Genomic DNA, 18,581 nt, shown 5'->3' on the forward strand with positions numbered 1-18,581 from the left:
TTTTCTATTATGCCTCTACATAATATTCGATAAAAAAACCGCAGCTTTTAGCTGCGGTTTAATTATTTTAGCGAATGTTCGCAGGTATTAAATTACCATTGGTAACCAACACCTACCGAACCGCCCACATCACCGCGACTATTGGTGTTACCTTGAAGTTTCAAGATTAACTTACCGTTATCGCTAGCACGTGAGTAACCTACCGCTAAGGCATTTTCACCTTTGAAGTGACCAGCAGATGCCGCAACCATTGATTTACCCGGTAAATAAACCTGTGGTAAACCTGCCGCAGCGTTAGCACCGGCAATACCCGCACGTAAGTCTTTATCGACTTTATTAATACGGTTATTGATATTACCGGCAACGCCTCTTAATTGGCTCACGTTAACCGCATCGGTATCAGCTGTACCCGGAGCAACATTCTTGATCTGGGTTGGCGCAAGATTACCGTTTGCATCCGCTTTACCGATAACAATATTGCCGTTTTTATCACCGGTGATAATCGGGCCGGTATTACCGCCGACCTGAACGGTGTTGACGGAAATATTGTCACTTAAACCGTAAGTCACGGTGCTATCGCCGTTTGCATTAACGGTAATGTTAGCCTCTAGGTTTTTACCTGCTTGGTAAGTCACGGTTTTACCCGGATTGACTTTAGCCGAACCGTTATTTGAGGTCACTAAGTTATTGGTTTTCGCTGCTTTAATGGTGTGTCCTGCGCTATTAATCGCATTCACAACCGTTGTGCCGTTCACCAAATTGCCACCGTTTCCTGCCGGATCAACACTTACCGTACCGTTAGGGTTAGCCACGATATTTGTCGTGTTCGCAACCAAACCTTTATTCGGATCGATCGTGATCGTTGTTCCATCGGCTTTAGTAGTTACAGTAATCGTGCGTACACCATTTTCTGTCGAACCGGTCACATTAACCGCACCATCGCCTTTGAAGTTTACGCGATTAGCATTCTTCACAGTGTCTTTATAACCGTTTCCTTCCGCTTCAACAATCCAACCCATATTTTGTAGATCACGAACTGTTGCCGCCGAATCAGGTTTTGTTGGGTTGCTTAAATCCACTAACACATTACTTGAAGTATTGGTTGTCGGATTAATTACATCGCCACTCGCCGTATTCGGAACGGTTGTCGTGTTCAAGGTTGAACCCACACCGGTAATTTGCGTAGGTTTACCGTTCGTTGTGATATTCAGTGCGAAATCCGGTTGTGTCGGATTATTCGTTGCAGGCGTTGCATTGTCTGCATTGAAATCCACTTTCGGCGCAGTCGGATTCGACACATTACCCACTGTCAATGTCGTAGTATTCACATTGCTTACCGTAATATCTTTTGATAAACCGTAAGTAATGGTGCTGCCGGTTTGGTTGATTTCCAAGTTTTTACCTGCGACATAGGTCAAGGTATCGCCGGCTCTCACTTTCGTGCCTGCAGCATCCGCACCGCTAACCACTTGGTTATCGTTACTGCTTGTATTCACAGTGTGGTACACGTTGTTAACAGTGTTCGCAACATCGTCTACCGTTGCAAGCGGTTTAGTACCGTTGCTGCTATCAAACTCGGCTTTACCCGTTGTTGCATTAGCAGAAACATTACCGGTCGCCGCATTGGCGATATTGGTTGAATTTGCCGTCAAATTACCGTTTTTATCAATCGTAACGCTTGAACCGTCAACCTTCACATTAACGGTAATGTCAGATTTATTACCATCAGAGGTAATATTCACAACAGTGCCGCTGCCATTGTTGAAGTTTACGGTATCGTAAGCTGCAACAAAGTCTTTCGCCTTACCATTTTCTTGCAAGTTCCAGCCTGAATTCAACACATCTTGAACGGTTGCAGCTTCAGTCAAGTTATTGCTAATTGTCGTCGGTGCGCTTGAACTGTTTAGATTCGTTCCGCCGGTTAGACTACTTGCATTGTTAAAGTGATTGTTTAAACCACTAATCGTACCGTTGGTAATTGTTGTGTTGCCTACGGTGATACTTGTTACGTTAATATCACTAGATAAACCATATTCCACAACATGGTTACCATTGCCATCGGTCGTTTGGTTCACAACAAGGTTTTTACCCGCTGAGTAAGTTACGGTATCACCAGCTTTCACTCGAGTTTGACTTTGATTTGGATCTGCTACCGTTTGTACACCATCTTTACCACCATTGGCATTAGATGCAGTGATGTTATGTGAAACATTGTTTAATGTGTTCACTAATGTACTAGCATTCACAAATGATGCACCTTGTGTAGGATCATCCAACTTCGCCGTACCGTTTTCATTGGTTGAGGTTGAAGTGCTGTTCACATCAAAGCCGACATTCAACGTGCCGTTGTTAATGGTAACATTCGGGGTTGTTCCATTACCGTTCACATAGTTGACGTTATTCACCGTGCTTTGGTTTGCAGGTTCGCCGCTAGTAGTATTGGTAACAGTTTGGTTGTTCACAGTGTAGTTGACTTCTTTACCTTTAATAGTAATCGTACGAACATCACCGCTATCCGAACCTTCTACCGTAACACCGCCTGCGCCGACAAAATTCACTTCGTTGGCATTTTTAACCGTGTTGCTGTAGTTGTTGCCTGTTGCTTTAACAATCCAACCCATATTCACCAAATCACGTACTGTCGCTGCTGAATTTAACGTGCCTTCCGGTAAGTTGGTTAAATTCACTAACTGTTTGGTAACATCCGGTTGTCTTGCGCCGTCTTTATCACCCGGATTCGTCGCCACATCGGTCAAGTTCAATACCGAACCTACGCCGGTAATTTGTGTCGGTTTACCGTTTGTCGTGATATTCAACGCAAATTCCGGTGCGTTACTTGCGTTATTATTAGTCGCAGGTTTCGCAGTTTCCGCATTGAAATCCACTTTTGGTGCTGTCGTATTAGACACATTACCAATGGTTAACGTGGTGGTGTTCACATTATTCACAGTGATGTTTTCAGATAAACCGTAAGTAATGTTATGTCCGTCTTGTACGATTTCTAAATTTTTCGCCGCAGTGAATTGAACTGTATCGCCCGCTTTCACTTGTGCACCCGTAGCATTAGCCTTAGAGGTGATTTGCGTTTCAACTTTAGAAGTATTCAACGTATGGAACACGTTATTAATGGTGTTCGCTACATCGGTTACCGTTGCAATCGTGCCGTTAGTCACGTTCGATTCCGCTTTACCTGTCGTGGTATTCGCTTTCACATCACCGGTTTTCACCGCCACCGTGCCGTTGGTCACGTTGGTTGTGCTGTTATCGCCTTTGATGATATTCGAAGTGTTCGCCACTAATTTACCGTCTACCACGCTGATAGTCGCGTTATCAACATTCACGTTGTAGGTAACGTTGCTGACCGTGCCGTTCGCATCTGTCTCAATTACCGCTGTGGTTGCCGTGCCGTTATTAAAGTTCACCGTGTCATACGGTTTCACGAAGTCTTTCGCCGCACCGTTTTCTTGTAAGTTCCAACCTGAATTGAGGATGTCGCCTACGGTCGCTGCGTTAGTGACGTTTAAGTTTGTCGGTAAACTTTGTTCTTTGGTTACATCTTTACCTTCGGTGTTGTACACATCTTTATTATACGTATCCGGTAAGTTGCTATTTAAACCGCTAATCGTACCGTTGGTGATGGTGGTGTTACCTACGGTGATGTTATTCGCCGTGATGTTATTCAGGCTGATATTTTCTGATAAACCGTAAGTGATGTTCGCTCCGTCTTGGTTGATTTCGAGGTTTTTACCCGCTTTATACGTGATGGTATCACCCGCTTTCACTTGAACATCTTTATGACCGCCGCTGGTGACTTGGTCATTGTTCTTCGCTGTTGTGATGTTAAATGATGAATTGTTCACCAAGTTCGCCACTTCCGTTGCGTTCAAGAAGGAATCACCGTTAGTCACTGAAACCGTACCGTTCGGGTTCACCGTGCCGTTTGTGGTGTTAACATCAAAGGCAACGTTTAACGTACCATTGTTGATGGTCACATTCGGGGTTGTTCCCGTGCCGTTTACGTAGTTGACGTTGTTTACCGTGCTTTGGTTTGCAGGTTCGCCGTTCGTGCCGTTAGTCACGGTTTGGTTGTTCACGGTGTAGTTGACTTCTTTACCGGTTACGGTAATGTCGTAAATACCGGTTGTCGCATTCGCTTTACCCGTTACGTTCACGCCGTTTTCACCGATAAAGTTTACGGTATTGGCATTACGTACCGCCGCAGAATAGTTGTTACCGTCCGCTCTTACCACCCAGCCGTAGTCTTTCAAATCGCCCACGGTTACGACCGCACTTGGATCCGTCGCATTGGTTAAGTCGATAAATTTATTTTGGTTATCGCCTGTGTTGCTGTCTGATGTGGTTGGAATCGTAATGTTATTCAACGCCGTGCTGACATTGGTGATCTTATCGCCGCCGACATCTAAACCTTTATCCGTTGAGCTGATATTGGTTGTCGGTGCTGTCGGATCAGACACGTTACCCACTGTCAATGTTGTGGTGTTCACGTGGTTGAATGTGACGTTTTCAGCGGTTGCAAAGGCAATTCTGCCGCCGGTTTGGTTCACCACCAAGTTTTTACCTGCTACAAACTCCAGCGTATCACCGGCTTTCACTTGGGTTGTGCCGTTAGTTGCCGTTACCGCTTCATCCGTGTTGGTCGCGTTTACGGTGTGGAACACGTTATTAATGGTGTTCGCTACATCGGTTACCGTTGCAATCGTGCCGTTAGTCACGTTCGATTCCGCTTTACCTGTCGTGGTATTCGCATTCACATCACCGGTTTTCACTGCCACCGTACCGTTGGTCACGTTGGTTGTGCTGTTATCGCCTTTGATGATATTCGAAGTGTTCGCCACTAATTTACCGTCTACCACGCTGATAGTTGCGTTATCAACATTCACGTTGTAGGTAACGTTGCTGACCGTGCCGTTCGCATCTGTCTCAATCACCGCTGTGGTTGCCGTGCCGTTATTAAAGTTCACCGTGTCATACGGTTTCACGAAGTCTTTCGCCGCACCGTTTTCTTGTAAGTTCCAACCTGAATTGAGGATGTCGCCTACGGTCGCTGCGTTAGTGACGTTTAAATTTGTCGGTAAACTTTGTTCTTTGGTTACAGGGCTGTTGTTTGTGTTGTACTCATCTTTATTGTATGTCGGCGGTAAAGTGCTATTTAAACCGCTAATCGTACCGTTGGTGATGGTGGTGTTACCTACGGTGATATTATTCGCCGTGATGTTATTCAGGCTGATATTTTCTGATAAACCGTAAGTGATGTTCGCTCCGTCTTGGTTGATTTCGAGGTTTTTACCCGCTTTATACGTGATGGTATCACCCGCTTTCACTTGAACATCTTTATGACCGCCGCTGGTGACTTGGTCATTGTTCTTCGCTGTTGTGATGTTAAATGATGAATTGTTCACCAAGTTCGCCACTTCCGTTGCGTTCAAGAAGGAATCACCGTTAGTCACTGAAACCGTACCGTTCGGGTTCACCGTGCCGTTTGTGGTGTTAACATCAAAGGCAACGTTTAACGTACCATTGTTGATGGTCACATTCGGGGTTGTTCCCGTGCCGTTTACGTAGTTGACGTTGTTTACCGTGCTTTGGTTTGCAGGTTCGCCGTTCGTGCCGTTAGTCACGGTTTGGTTGTTCACGGTGTAATTCACTTCTTTACCGGTTACGGTAATGTCGTAAATACCTGTTGTCGCATTCGCTTTACCCGTTACGTTCACGCCGTTTTTACCGATAAAGTTTACGGTATTGGCATTACGTACCGCCGCAGAATAGTTGTTACCGTCCGCTCTTACCACCCAGCCGTAGTCTTTCAAATCGCCCACGGTTACGACCGCACTTGGATCCGTTGCATTGGTTAAGTCGATAAATTTATTTTGGTTATCGCCTGTGTTGCTGTCTGATGTGGTTGGAATCGTAATGTTATTCAACGCCGTGCTGACATTGGTGATCTTATCGCCGCCGACATCTAAACCTTTATCCGTTGAGCTGATATTGGTTGTCGGTGCTGTCGGATCAGACACGTTACCCACTGTCAATGTTGTGGTGTTCACGTGGTTGAATGTGACGTTTTCAGCGGTTGCAAAGGCAATTCTGCCGCCGGTTTGGTTCACCACCAAGTTTTTACCTGCTACAAATTCCAGCGTATCACCGGCTTTCACTTGGGTTGTGCCGTTAGTTGCCGTTACCGCTTCATCCGTGTTGGTTGCGTTTACAGTGTGGAACACGTTATTAATGGTGTTCGCCACATCGGCTACCGTTGCAATCGTGCCGTTAGTCACGTTCGATTCCGCTTTACCTGTCGTGGTATTCGCATTCACATCACCGGTTTTCACTGCCACCGTGCCGTTGGTCACGTTGGTTGTGCTGTTATCGCCTTTGATGATATTCGAAGTGTTCGCCACTAATTTACCGTCTACCACGCTGATAGTTGCGTTATCAACATTCACGTTGTATTTCACCACGCTCACTTTGCCGTCATCATCGGTTGTGATGTTTGCCGTGGTTGCCGTGCCGTTGACAAAGTTCACCGTGTCATACGGTTTCACGAAGTCTTTCGCCGCACCGTTTTCTTGTAAGTTCCAACCTGAATTGAGGATGTCGCCTACGGTTGCTGCGTTAGTGACGTTCAAGCCGCTCGGCAAGTCTTGAGATGTGGTTACATCTTTATTTTCAGTGTTGTACTCATCTTTATTGTATGTCGGCGGTAAAGTGCTATTTAAACCGCTAATCGTACCGTTGGTGATGGTGGTGTTACCTACGGTGATATTATTCGCCGTGATGTTATTCAGGCTGATATTTTCTGATAAACCGTAAGTGATGTTCGCTCCGTCTTGGCTGATTTCGAGGTTTTTACCCGCTTTATACGTGATGGTATCACCCGCTTTCACTTGAACATCTTTATGACCGCCGCTGGTGACTTGGTCATTGTTCTTCGCTGTTGTGATGTTAAATGATGAATTATTCACCAAGTTCGCCACTTCCGTTGCGTTCAAGAAGGAATCACCGTTAGTCACTGAAACCGTACCGTTCGGGTTCACCGTGCCGTTTGTGGTGTTAACATCAAAGGCAACGTTTAACGTACCATTGTTGATGGTCACATTCGGGGTTGTTCCCGTGCCGTTTACGTAGTTGACGTTGTTTACCGTGCTTTGGTTTGCAGGTTCGCCGTTCGTGCCGTTAGTCACGGTTTGGTTGTTCACGGTGTAATTCACTTCTTTACCGGTTACGGTGATGTCGTAAATACCTGTTGTTGCATTCGCCGCACCCGTTACGTTCACGCCGTTTTTACCGATAAAGTTTACGGTATTGGCATTACGTACCGCCGCAGAATAGTTGTTACCGTCCGCTCTTACCACCCAGCCGTAGTCTTTCAAATCGCCCACGGTTACGACCGCACTTGGATCCGTCGCATTGGTTAAGTCGATAAATTTATTTTGGTTATCGCCTGTGTTGCTGTCTGATGTGGTTGGAATCGTAATGTTATTCAACGCCGTGCTGACATTGGTGATCTTATCACCGCCGACATCTAAACCTTTATCCGTTGAGCTGATATTGGTTGTCGGTGCTGTCGGATCAGACACGTTACCTACTGTCAATGTCGTGGTGTTCACGTGGTTGAATGTGACGTTTTCAGCGGTTGCAAAGGCAATTCTGCCGCCGGTTTGGTTCACCACCAAGTTTTTACCTGCTACAAACTCCAGCGTATCACCGGCTTTCACTTGGGTTGTGCCGTTAGTTGCCGTTACCGCTTCATCCGTGTTGGTCGCGTTTACGGTGTGGAACACGTTATTAATGGTGTTCGCTACATCGGTTACCGTTGCAATCGTGCCGTTAGTCACGTTCGATTCCGCTTTACCTGTCGTGGTATTCGCATTCACATCACCGGTTTTCACCGCCACCGTGCCGTTGGTCACGTTGGTTGTGCTGTTATCGCCTTTGATGATATTCGAAGTGTTCGCCACTAATTTACCGTCTACCACGCTGATAGTTGCGTTATCAACATTCACGTTGTAGGTAACGTTGCTGACCGTGCCGTTCGCATCTGTCTCAATCACCGCTGTGGTTGCCGTGCCGTTATTAAAGTTCACCGTGTCATACGGTTTCACGAAGTCTTTCGCCGCACCGTTTTCTTGTAAGTTCCAACCTGAATTGAGGATGTCGCCTACGGTCGCTGCGTTAGTGACGTTTAAATTTGTCGGTAAACTTTGTTCTTTGGTTACATCTTTACCTTCGGTGTTGTACACATCTTTATTGTACGTATCCGGTAAGTTGCTATTTAAACCGCTAATCGTACCGTTGGTGATGGTGGTGTTACCTACGGTGATGTTATTTGCCGTGATGTTATTCAGGCTGATATTTTCTGATAAACCGTAAGTGATGTTCGCTCCGTCTTGGTTGATTTCGAGGTTTTTACCCGCTTTATACGTGATGGTATCACCCGCTTTCACTTGAACATCTTTATGACCTTCGGATTTGACTTGGTCATTGTTCTTCGCTGTTGTGATGTTAAATGATGAATTATTCACCAAGTTCGCCACTTCCGTTGCGTTCAAGAAGGAATCACCGTTAGTCACTGAAACCGTACCGTTCGGGTTCACCGTGCCGTTTGTGGTGTTAACATCAAAGGCAACGTTTAACGTACCATTGTTGATGGTCACATTCGGGGTTGTTCCCGTACCGTTTACGTAGTTGACGTTGTTTACCGTGCTTTGGTTTGCAGGTTCGCCGTTCGTGCCGTTAGTCACGGTTTGGTTGTTCACGGTGTAATTCACTTCTTTACCGGTTACGGTGATGTCGTAAATACCTGTTGTCGTATTCGCCGCACCTGTTACGTTCACGCCGTTTTTACCGATAAAGTTTACGGTATTGGCATTACGTACCGCCGCAGAATAGTTGTTACCGTCCGTTCTTACCACCCAGCCGTAGTCTTTCAAATCGCCCACGGTTACGACCGCACTTGGATCCGTCGCATTGGTTAAGTCGATAAATTTATTTTGGTTATCGCCTGTGTTGCTGTCTGATGTGGTTGGAATCGTAATGTTATTCAACGCCGTGCTGACATTGGTGATCTTATCGCCGCCGACATCTAAACCTTTATCCGTTGAGCTGATATTGGTTGTCGGTGCTGTCGGATCAGACACGTTACCCACTGTCAATGTTGTGGTGTTCACGTGGTTGAATGTGACGTTTTCAGCGGTTGCAAAGGCAATTCTGCCGCCGGTTTGGTTCACCACCAAGTTTTTACCTGCTACAAACTCCAGCGTATCACCAGCTTTCACTTGGGTTGTGCCGTTAGTTGCCGTTACCGCTTCATCCGTGTTGGTCGCGTTTACGGTGTGGAACACGTTATTAATGGTGTTCGCTACATCGGTTACCGTTGCAATCGTGCCGTTAGTCACGTTCGATTCCGCTTTACCTGTCGTGGTATTCGCATTCACATCACCGGTTTTCACTGCCACCGTACCGTTGGTCACGTTGGTTGTGCTGTTATCGCCTTTGATGATATTCGAAGTGTTCGCCACTAATTTACCGTCTACCACGCTGATAGTTGCGTTATCAACATTCACGTTGTAGGTAACGTTGCTGACCGTGCCGTTCGCATCTGTCTCAATTACCGCTGTGGTTGCCGTGCCGTTATTAAAGTTCACCGTGTCATACGGTTTCACGAAGTCTTTCGCCGCACCGTTTTCTTGTAAGTTCCAACCTGAATTGAGGATGTCGCCTACGGTCGCTGCGTTAGTGACGTTTAAATTTGTCGGTAAACTTTGTTCTTTGGTTACATCTTTACCTTCGGTGTTGTACACATCTTTATTGTACGTATCCGGTAAGTTGCTATTTAAACCGCTAATCGTACCGTTGGTGATGGTGGTGTTACCTACGGTGATGTTATTTGCCGTGATGTTATTCAGGCTGATATTTTCTGATAAACCGTAAGTGATGTTCGCTCCGTCTTGGTTGATTTCGAGGTTTTTACCCGCTTTATACGTGATGGTATCACCCGCTTTCACTTGAACATCTTTATGACCTTCGGATTTGACTTGGTCATTGTTCTTCGCTGTTGTGATGTTAAATGATGAATTATTCACCAAGTTCGCCACTTCCGTTGCGTTCAAGAAGGAATCACCGTTAGTCACTGAAACCGTACCGTTCGGGTTCACCGTGCCGTTTGTGGTGTTAACATCAAAGGCAACGTTTAACGTACCATTGTTGATGGTCACATTCGGGGTTGTTCCCGTACCGTTTACGTAGTTGACGTTGTTTACCGTGCTTTGGTTTGCAGGTTCGCCGTTCGTGCCGTTAGTCACGGTTTGGTTGTTCACGGTGTAATTCACTTCTTTACCGGTTACGGTGATGTCGTAAATACCTGTTGTCGTATTCGCCGCACCTGTTACGTTCACGCCGTTTTTACCGATAAAGTTTACGGTATTGGCATTACGTACCGCCGCAGAATAGTTGTTACCGTCCGTTCTTACCACCCAGCCGTAGTCTTTCAAATCGCCCACGGTTACGACCGCACTTGGATCCGTCGCATTGGTTAAGTCGATAAATTTATTTTGGTTATCGCCTGTGTTGCTGTCTGATGTGGTTGGAATCGTAATGTTATTCAACGCCGTGCTGACATTGGTGATCTTATCGCCGCCGACATCTAAACCTTTATCCGTTGAGCTGATATTGGTTGTCGGTGCTGTCGGATCAGACACGTTACCCACTGTCAACGTCGTGGTGTTCACGTGGTTGAATGTGACGTTTTCAGCGGTTGCAAAGGCAATTCTGCCGCCGGTTTGGTTCACCACCAAGTTCTTACCTGCTACAAACTCCAGCGTATCACCGGCTTTCACTTGGGTTGTGCCGTTAGTTGCCGTTACCGCTTCATCCGTGTTGGTCGCGTTTACGGTGTGGAACGCACTATTGATCGCATTGGTCACGGTGGAAGCATTTACTAAGTTGCTGCCATTGCCGCCGTCAACCACTTTGATCGTACCGTTGTCATTGGTTGTAAGGTTAGTTACGTTTGCTTTCACCTCACCGGTTGCCGGATCTGTTGTGATCGTACTGTTATCCACTTTCACGTTCACTTCCACTTTGGAAACGTTGCCGTTAGTGGTATTAATTTTCACTTCCGTACCCGTCCCGTTGACAAAGTTCACGGTGTCATAGGCTGCAACAAAGTCTTTTGCCGTGCCGTTTTCTTGTAAGTTCCAACCTGCGTTTAATACGTCATTCACCGTTGCCGCATTGGTGCCGTTTACGGTGGTCGGTGCGGTTTGCGAATCCACATTGTTGTTGCTGTTGGTTGCAACATTGTTGGTCGGTGGAAGTTCGTTATTCAACCCACTGATTGTGCCGTTGGTGATCGTTGTGTTACCTACGGTAATATTATTTGCCGTAATGTTATTCAGGCTGATATTTTCTGATAAACCATAAGCAATGGTTTTACCGTTTTGGTTGATATTGAGATTTTTACCCGCTTTATAAGTGAGCGTATCACCGGCTTTAACCTGAGTACCTGTAGCGTTCGCTACATCTGCTACTTGCTCATTATCACTGCTTGTATTCACTGTGTGGAACACGTCATTGATCGCATTCGTTACGGTAGTGGCATTGACAAGTTTATCGCCCTCTGTTGGTTCTTTTACTTTACCATCTGTGTCAACAGTTAAACTGGTATTTGCCACGTTAGCCGCAGCACTTCCACCGATTGCACTAATATTGTAGGTAATACTACCGTCTGCTTGCTTTTCCTCAACCACGCTTACATTTTTACCGGCTGTCACCTTGTTAGTTTTCGCAGAAATAGTGAAATTATTGCCCGCTTGTGCAATATCCACATTGTCGCCGGCAATGTAGGTTACGGTTTCACCCGGGTTGATTAGCTCTTTGCTTGTCCCTTTGGAGTTGGTGCCAGTGCCTGATTTGCCCGAAGTCGCATACCAACCTGAGTTGTTGATGGCATCAGCTACGTTAGCGGCTGAAAGGAACGTGTTGCTTGTGGTCGTAAGAGCTCCAGCACCCGAGATATTAGCAGAAACACCAACTCGTCCATTTGTAACATTTTGATTCGCTTGATTTACTGAGAAGACAATGCCCGGGTCACCGTCATAATCGCCTGAACGATCAATATTGATTCCTTGTCCGGCAAAAAGATTAAGTTGTTTATTTAGTACCGTACCTGTTGGTGCTTTATTGGTCGCCGAACCACCACCCAAAGCATCTGTACGATATTTAAATGTCGTTGTCGATGGCTTTGCCGAAATCGTAATATTGTTTCCACTTTGAACAATATTCGTGTTATCTCCAGCAATAAGCTTCACCGTTTCACCAAAATTGATAAATTCATCCGTTGTGCCGGTGGCAGTTCCCGAGCCACTTTGACCTGTGGTTAAATTCCAGCCTGATTTCGCCATTACCATATAAAGCTGTGAGCCGTTAATCGCATCTGTCGAGTTAGCTGAAATATTACCCGCCGCCACGTTGTGGATTTGACGATAAGGCACGGCATTGTTTCCCGTTTCTCCCGATCCAACAGAAACGACATGATTAAGACCATTCGCAGGAAGCACACCGGCAAAACCATCATAGGTAATGCCTGAAACAGTGGCTTGGCTTTCTATTGTTCCGTTTCGTGTTTTCGAGAAAGAACCCAATGCGACAGAATCCCTAAGGCTAGCGACTGCCGTTGTCCCTAATGCGGTCGCATTATTTGCCTCACTTGTAGTATGTGCTCTCGTCCCAAGTGCAACAGAAAATCCTGCTTCGGCATTCGTAAATCCACCAATCGCAATCGCACGATTTTTGGTTGCGTTTGCTTGAGCCCCTGTGGCAATGGTGTATTTATCTAATGCTTGTGATAACACACCATTAGCAACGCTGCCTTCACCCATTGCTTTCGCTGAATCCCCCATTGCTAAGGCGTTTGCACCACCCGCTTCCGAATACGCTCCAATTGCGACCGCATTTGCAATTGTCGAACAGGTTGCATTCATACCATAGGCTTTAGCTTTCTGTCCAATCGCAACCGAGTTGGTGGTATTTGCCATCGCATCAAAACCGAGTACGGTTGTGTGCGTGCCGATAGAACGTGCGTTATGACCAAATGCAAGGGAACGTTCGCCCGTTGCATTTGCGCCAGCCCCTAATGCACTTGCAAATGTGCCACTTGCTTGTGCATTTTGACCTACCGCTGTTGTTCCCGCGGTTAATGCTTTAGCCGTTACCCCTACCGCAACAGATTGGCTACCTTCTGCTTTTGCTAGATGACCGATTGCAACTGTTTCTGTACCCGTTGCATTTGATTGATGGCCTGCAGCAAAGGACATCGATCCCGATGCATTTGCCGCTTGTCCAATAGACGCTGCAAATTCATCGGTTGCTTTCGCATCGTGTCCCAGAGCAACAGAACTTTTACCTGTTGCTTGGGTATTTGTCCCCACAGCAATCGAGTTAGAACCATCTGCTTTCGCCGGATAACCACCATCAGCACCCGCAGCAAGGTTAGCCCCTTCAGTCGCCCATCGACCACTGCCTGATGTTGCTGCAGCAAATGCCTCACCACCGATAACGGTTCCTCCCGCTGTTGCGATTGAAATTGCAATCGTTGAAAGCACAGGGAGTTTTGAAGTTTTTGATCTTGTCTTACCCTTTGCTCTATTTAACTCAGAAACCGCCACCCAAGTTTGCGTAGCGTGATTCCAAATGACCTTGAATATTTTATTCATTAGTTTTTTTTCCTTAGTTTGTTTGCTACTTATAAAAGCACACAGCCATTTATCCGAACTTTATGTTGATACATATTTCAGATAAGGCTTTTTTATTGTATTAAAATCGACAAGCTTTGAACATCGTCTCTTCCCGACTTTTTTGTCAAGGTATGTAAATTTGTCAGTAGTATGTCATTTTTGAGAACGTGTTTACGGCTGTTGCACAAAGTGTTATTGGGGCTGGTATCTACGTGTGGTTAAAATGTTTTTATGTAAGATTTTGAAGTGGTGTGCAACAAGTTGCACACCCTACTTTTCTTCTTATGAAATTGGGCGTATGCAATACGCCCCTACAGTCCATTTTATATTTTTTAACCTTGATTAAACCATTCTGCGGATTATGTATATTCTTTGGGGAATTTTTCCGTTCGTGCTATGCTAGGCAAAATTTTTCAAATGATGTCTTTTTTATGCAACAAAATTATTTAAGTCAGCAACGTTTTGCTGATTTTCCTTTACATCCTACCGTTCTAAAAGCCTTGCGAAGCAAGGGATTTGAATATTGTACGCCTATTCAAGCGCTTTCTTTACCCATCACGTTACAAGGTAAAGATATTGCCGGCCAAGCCCAAACCGGCACGGGTAAAACTATGGCGTTTTTGACGGCGACTTTTCATCATTTACTCACTCATAAACCCGAAAATGTCAATCACAAACAACCACGAGCTTTAATTCTCGCCCCAACCCGTGAACTTGCGGTGCAAATTAGCAATGATTCGGAACTGATGGCAAAAACAAGCGGATTAAAAACCGCACTTGCTTACGGTGGGGACGGTTATGACAAACAATTACAAGCGATTGAACGTGGTGTCGATATTTTAATCGGTACGACCGGACGGGTGATTGATTATGTAAAACAAGGGGTGATTCGTTTAGAGCAAATTCAAGTGGTAGTGTTAGACGAGGCGGATCGTATGTTCGATCTCGGCTTCATTCGTGATATTCGTTATTTATTACGCAAATGCCCAGCACCACAAGCACGCTTAACCATGCTTTTTTCCGCCACTTTGTCTTACAAAGTGCGTGAACTCGCCTTTGAAGATATGAATAATCCCGAATATATTGAAATTGAACCGGAACAAAAAACCGGGCATCGAATTAAGGAAGAATTATTTTATCCTTCCAACCAAGACAAAATGGCGCTTTTACTCACCTTAATAGAAGAGGAATGGCCGGAACGCTGCATTGTGTTTGCCAATACAAAACATCGTTGCGAAGAAATTTGGGGTTATTTAGCCGCAGACGGGCATCGTGTCGGTTTACTCACAGGCGATGTCGCACAAAAAAAACGCCTCTCTTTGTTAAAACAATTTACTGACGGCAATTTAGATATTTTAGTGGCAACGGACGTTGCAGCCCGTGGTTTGCATATTTCGGATGTGACTCACGTGTTTAACTATGATTTGCCGGATGATCGTGAAGATTACGTTCACCGTATCGGGCGTACGGGACGAGCCGGTGAAAGCGGCGTCTCAATCAGTTTTGCTTGCGAAGAATATGCGATGAATTTGCCGGCTATTGAAGAATATATTGATCATTCCATTCCTGTTAGCCAATATGATCCGACATCTTTATTAGATTTGCCAAAACCGCTACGCTTAAAATCACGCTCCAATAATTCCCGACCAATGATGAGAAATCGTTCTTCTTATCGAAGATAAAAATAAAAACGGTTGATTACTCAATAATGATCAACCGTTTCTCTATTATGTTTTCCTAATCTTTCAATGATTATTCAAAAGAATCTTTCAAACGTTCGTCAGCACGGCGGGCTTCGCCTTTATGTTGTAATTTATTAAGCTGACGCTCCAATTTTTCTTCCACTTCATTAATAGCTTTGTACATATCATCGCTTGTGGCACTGGCAAGCAGGTTGCCAAGCGGTGTGCCTATAGATGCCTCGACAGTAAAACCATTCGGTACTTTATTAAGTACAAAATGCGGACTAATCAACTGTGTATGCCATTTTTCTAATTTTGCTAAACGGCTTTCCACATGCTCACGAATTGCAGGCGTGATTTCCATTTGTTTACTGGTAATATTTAATGTCATAGCATTTACCTCTTCGTGTTGTTGGAACCTTTCGGCTCGGTTTGATTTAATATCAAAATAGTCTTACCTAGGGGCTTTTTCAAGTCATTTTTTAGTAAATTTTTAAAAATATGATCTAGCTCTAATTTCTGAACATTGGCGATTTTCTTTTTAAGAAAAGTTGTTATGATGACAAATTGAAACAAAAAAGGGGGCGTACAGCCTCCTTTCCTTTGTGGTCGTATTCAAAATTAAACCAATTCATCTTGATCGCGATGATTGATTTTTAAACGGGAGAAATAGTCTTTTGTTTCTTCAATAACGACTTTACGCAATCCGATTAAAGCAATCAAGTTCGGGAATGCCATTAAACCGTTCACAATATCCGCAAGAATCCAGATTAAATCCAGTTTTAAGAATGCTCCAATTCCCACTAATACAATAAAAACCAAACGATATAGGCGAATACCACGTGTGCCGACTAAATAAACAAAGCAACGTTCACCGTAGTAGCACCAACCTAAAATGGTGGTAAATGCAAAAAATAATAAGCCGATCGTTACGATAGTCGCCCCTATCGGAGAACCTAAACCTTGCGAAAATGCAGCATTCGTTACCGTTGCACCGGCAAGTGACGGATTACTCCACGCACCGGTAAGCACTAATACGATCCCTGTCATCGTGCATACAATAATCGTGTCTAAAAAAGTCCCCGTCATAGAAATTAATCCCTGGCGAACAGGCTCACGCGTTTGTGCGGCGGCGGCGGCAATCGGTGCGCTTCCCAACCCTGATTCATTAGAGAAAATACCCCGAGCCACACCCGATTGAATTGCTTTCATCACGGTAAAACCTAATGCGCCGCCTAAAGCCGATTGCGGATTAAATGCGCTATGGATAATCAGCCAAACCGCATTCGGTACTTTTTCCCAATTGAGTAAAATAATAATGATAGAAACCAGAACATAAGAAATCGCCATAAAAGGAACAATAATAGAGGAAGCTGTCGCAATGCGTTTTACCCCGCCCAAAATAATCATTGCTACCAATAGGGTTACGATAATAGCCGTAATAATCACCGGAATATGAAAGGTATCTTCCATTGCGTGCGTAATCGCATTCACCTGTGGAAAGGTACCGATACCGAAAAATGCCACCAACACACCAAATACGGCAAACATTTTTGCCAACCATTTAATGCCTAAACCCTGTTCAATATAATACATCGGCCCACCGGACATAAACCCACGGCGATCTCTCACACGATATTTCACCGCAAGTAAGCATTCGGCGTATTTGGTTGCCATACCAAGCAAAGCAACCAACCACATCCAAAAAATCGCCCCCGGTCCGCCGGCTTGAACAGCCGTTGCTACACCAACGATATTGCCCGTTCCAATCGTTGCCGCCAATGCTGTGCAAAGTGCGGCAAAGGAAGAAACATCTCCTTTCCCACCACGATCTTTCCTAAATAAATAACCGAGTGCACGTGGCAGGTAACGAATTTGAATAAAACCTAAACGCAAAGTGAGATAAAGCCCCGTACCGGATAACAAAATGAGTAACGGTGGGCCCCAAATAAAGTTATCAATAGCTGATAGAATTGTCTCTAATGACATTGTGATTCCTCGTCGTCTAAAAACCAATAAAACGCAACAAGGAGACGAAAAGAATCCGCGAGAAAAGAAAAATACAGATTGTCTTTTAGCCCCTGTCCTTTTGCCTGAGCGTTTGAAAAACGGCGTTAAAAACGACCGCTCTTTTGCGCCTTCGGCGTCCATTTACCCCCACTAGCGGGGCAACGGCTCTCTCCAAGGGTTCGTCCAGTAACAGTCCCTGCGCTTGCGCGCGCCTGAAAGATTTTACATCGTCGGCGTAGGGTCAATTCCCTACTCTCCAGCTACCTTCATCCGAACTCATTTTTCACTGATACATCAGGAAAAACGGCACAGATTCTAGCAAAAGCAAAAGGGTTTATCAATATTATCAAGGGGATAGAAGAATAAAGTGCGGTCAAAAACACCGGATTTTTTCGGAATGATGTAGCACCGGCACAAAATATCTTAGGGTGCCGTTAGGCAAAGCCGTAACGCAACCCTACTCCTAAAAAATTCTTTTTAAAATGAATTAACAGTATGCTTTAAAATTTTTTCCCTTACTTTCGGTCAAACCATAATAATGGCGGAAATTATAAATGAGAGGTTTCCATTTGTTTGGATCAATACGAGTTTCGTCAAATAAGATGTCTTCATTTGCATGTACTGTTTTAATCTTAAATTCAATTAATGCAAACCCACTATCGGATAAATCGCTAATTTTGGCAACACTCACTTCAGCTTGGAGAGGTGATTCTAATATACGTAGCGGTTTAACTAAAGTTGAGGTCTGTGGAGTAAGACCTGCGATTTCAAATTTATTTTGTATGTGATGACCTGAAAGTTTTTCAATTTTATCAAGAGTAGGAGCAAGTGTTTCGGGAAGGAAATTAATAACAGCTTCAGGGGTTTCTAATAAATTAGCGAAACCTTTGCTCTGTTTATAAATTCCAATAACAATGTTATCTAATAAACTAAAACTAGATGAAAGTGGTGAAATATTCGTATTCCCCTCCTTATCAATGGTAGAGAGTAGAAAAATAGACGTTCCATAATAAAACGCACCGTGTGGAATAGTTTTATGCATATTTAACTCCTTATTTTCTTATAATATATAAAAAAAGAGTACATTTTATATTCCCTTTTGGGGTTATAATTAAAACGCACTCAGCTTTGCTGAAAA

General features: G+C 44.6%; 5 protein-coding genes and 1 riboswitch. Of the genes, 1 reads left to right on the forward strand and 4 read right to left on the reverse strand.

The genetic code is table 11. From position 1 onward, the window contains the following. Positions 1-92: 92 nt before the first annotated feature. Positions 93-13,730, reverse strand: coding sequence for a YadA-like family protein (locus tag HEMROJRC1_RS02750; RefSeq protein WP_226691523.1), 13,638 nt, complete (start codon positions 13,728-13,730; stop codon positions 93-95). A gap of 452 nt (positions 13,731-14,182) precedes the next feature. On the opposite strand from HEMROJRC1_RS02750, the gene rhlB reads away from it, so the two are divergent. Further along, the gene (gene rhlB / locus HEMROJRC1_RS02755; protein ID WP_226691524.1) at positions 14,183-15,433 is read left to right on the forward strand and encodes an ATP-dependent RNA helicase RhlB; all 1,251 of its coding nucleotides are present in this window, start codon (positions 14,183-14,185) and stop codon (positions 15,431-15,433) included. Positions 15,434-15,503: 70 nt separating this feature from the next. On the opposite strand, the gene raiA is transcribed toward rhlB, so the two are convergent. The 3 genes from raiA to HEMROJRC1_RS02770 all read right to left on the reverse strand — a co-directional run bounded on the left by raiA (position 15,504) and on the right by HEMROJRC1_RS02770 (position 18,485). Next, entirely contained in the window at positions 15,504-15,824 is a 321-nt protein-coding gene (raiA, locus tag HEMROJRC1_RS02760) for a ribosome-associated translation inhibitor RaiA (protein WP_226691525.1), read from the reverse strand. A 230-nt stretch (positions 15,825-16,054) separates the two neighbouring features. Continuing rightward, positions 16,055-17,422, reverse strand: coding sequence for a sodium:alanine symporter family protein (locus HEMROJRC1_RS02765; protein WP_226691526.1), 1,368 nt, complete (start codon positions 17,420-17,422; stop codon positions 16,055-16,057). Between the two features lie 82 nt (positions 17,423-17,504). Further along, a riboswitch (glycine riboswitch) is annotated at positions 17,505-17,628 on the reverse strand. 302 nt (positions 17,629-17,930) lie between these two features. Next, entirely contained in the window at positions 17,931-18,485 is a 555-nt protein-coding gene (locus tag HEMROJRC1_RS02770; RefSeq protein ID WP_226691527.1) for a flavin reductase family protein, read from the reverse strand. Between the last annotated feature and the right edge of the window lie 96 nt (positions 18,486-18,581).

Source organism: Rodentibacter sp. JRC1 (assembly GCF_020521555.1).
GTDB classification, from domain to species: domain Bacteria; phylum Pseudomonadota; class Gammaproteobacteria; order Enterobacterales; family Pasteurellaceae; genus Rodentibacter; species Rodentibacter abscessus.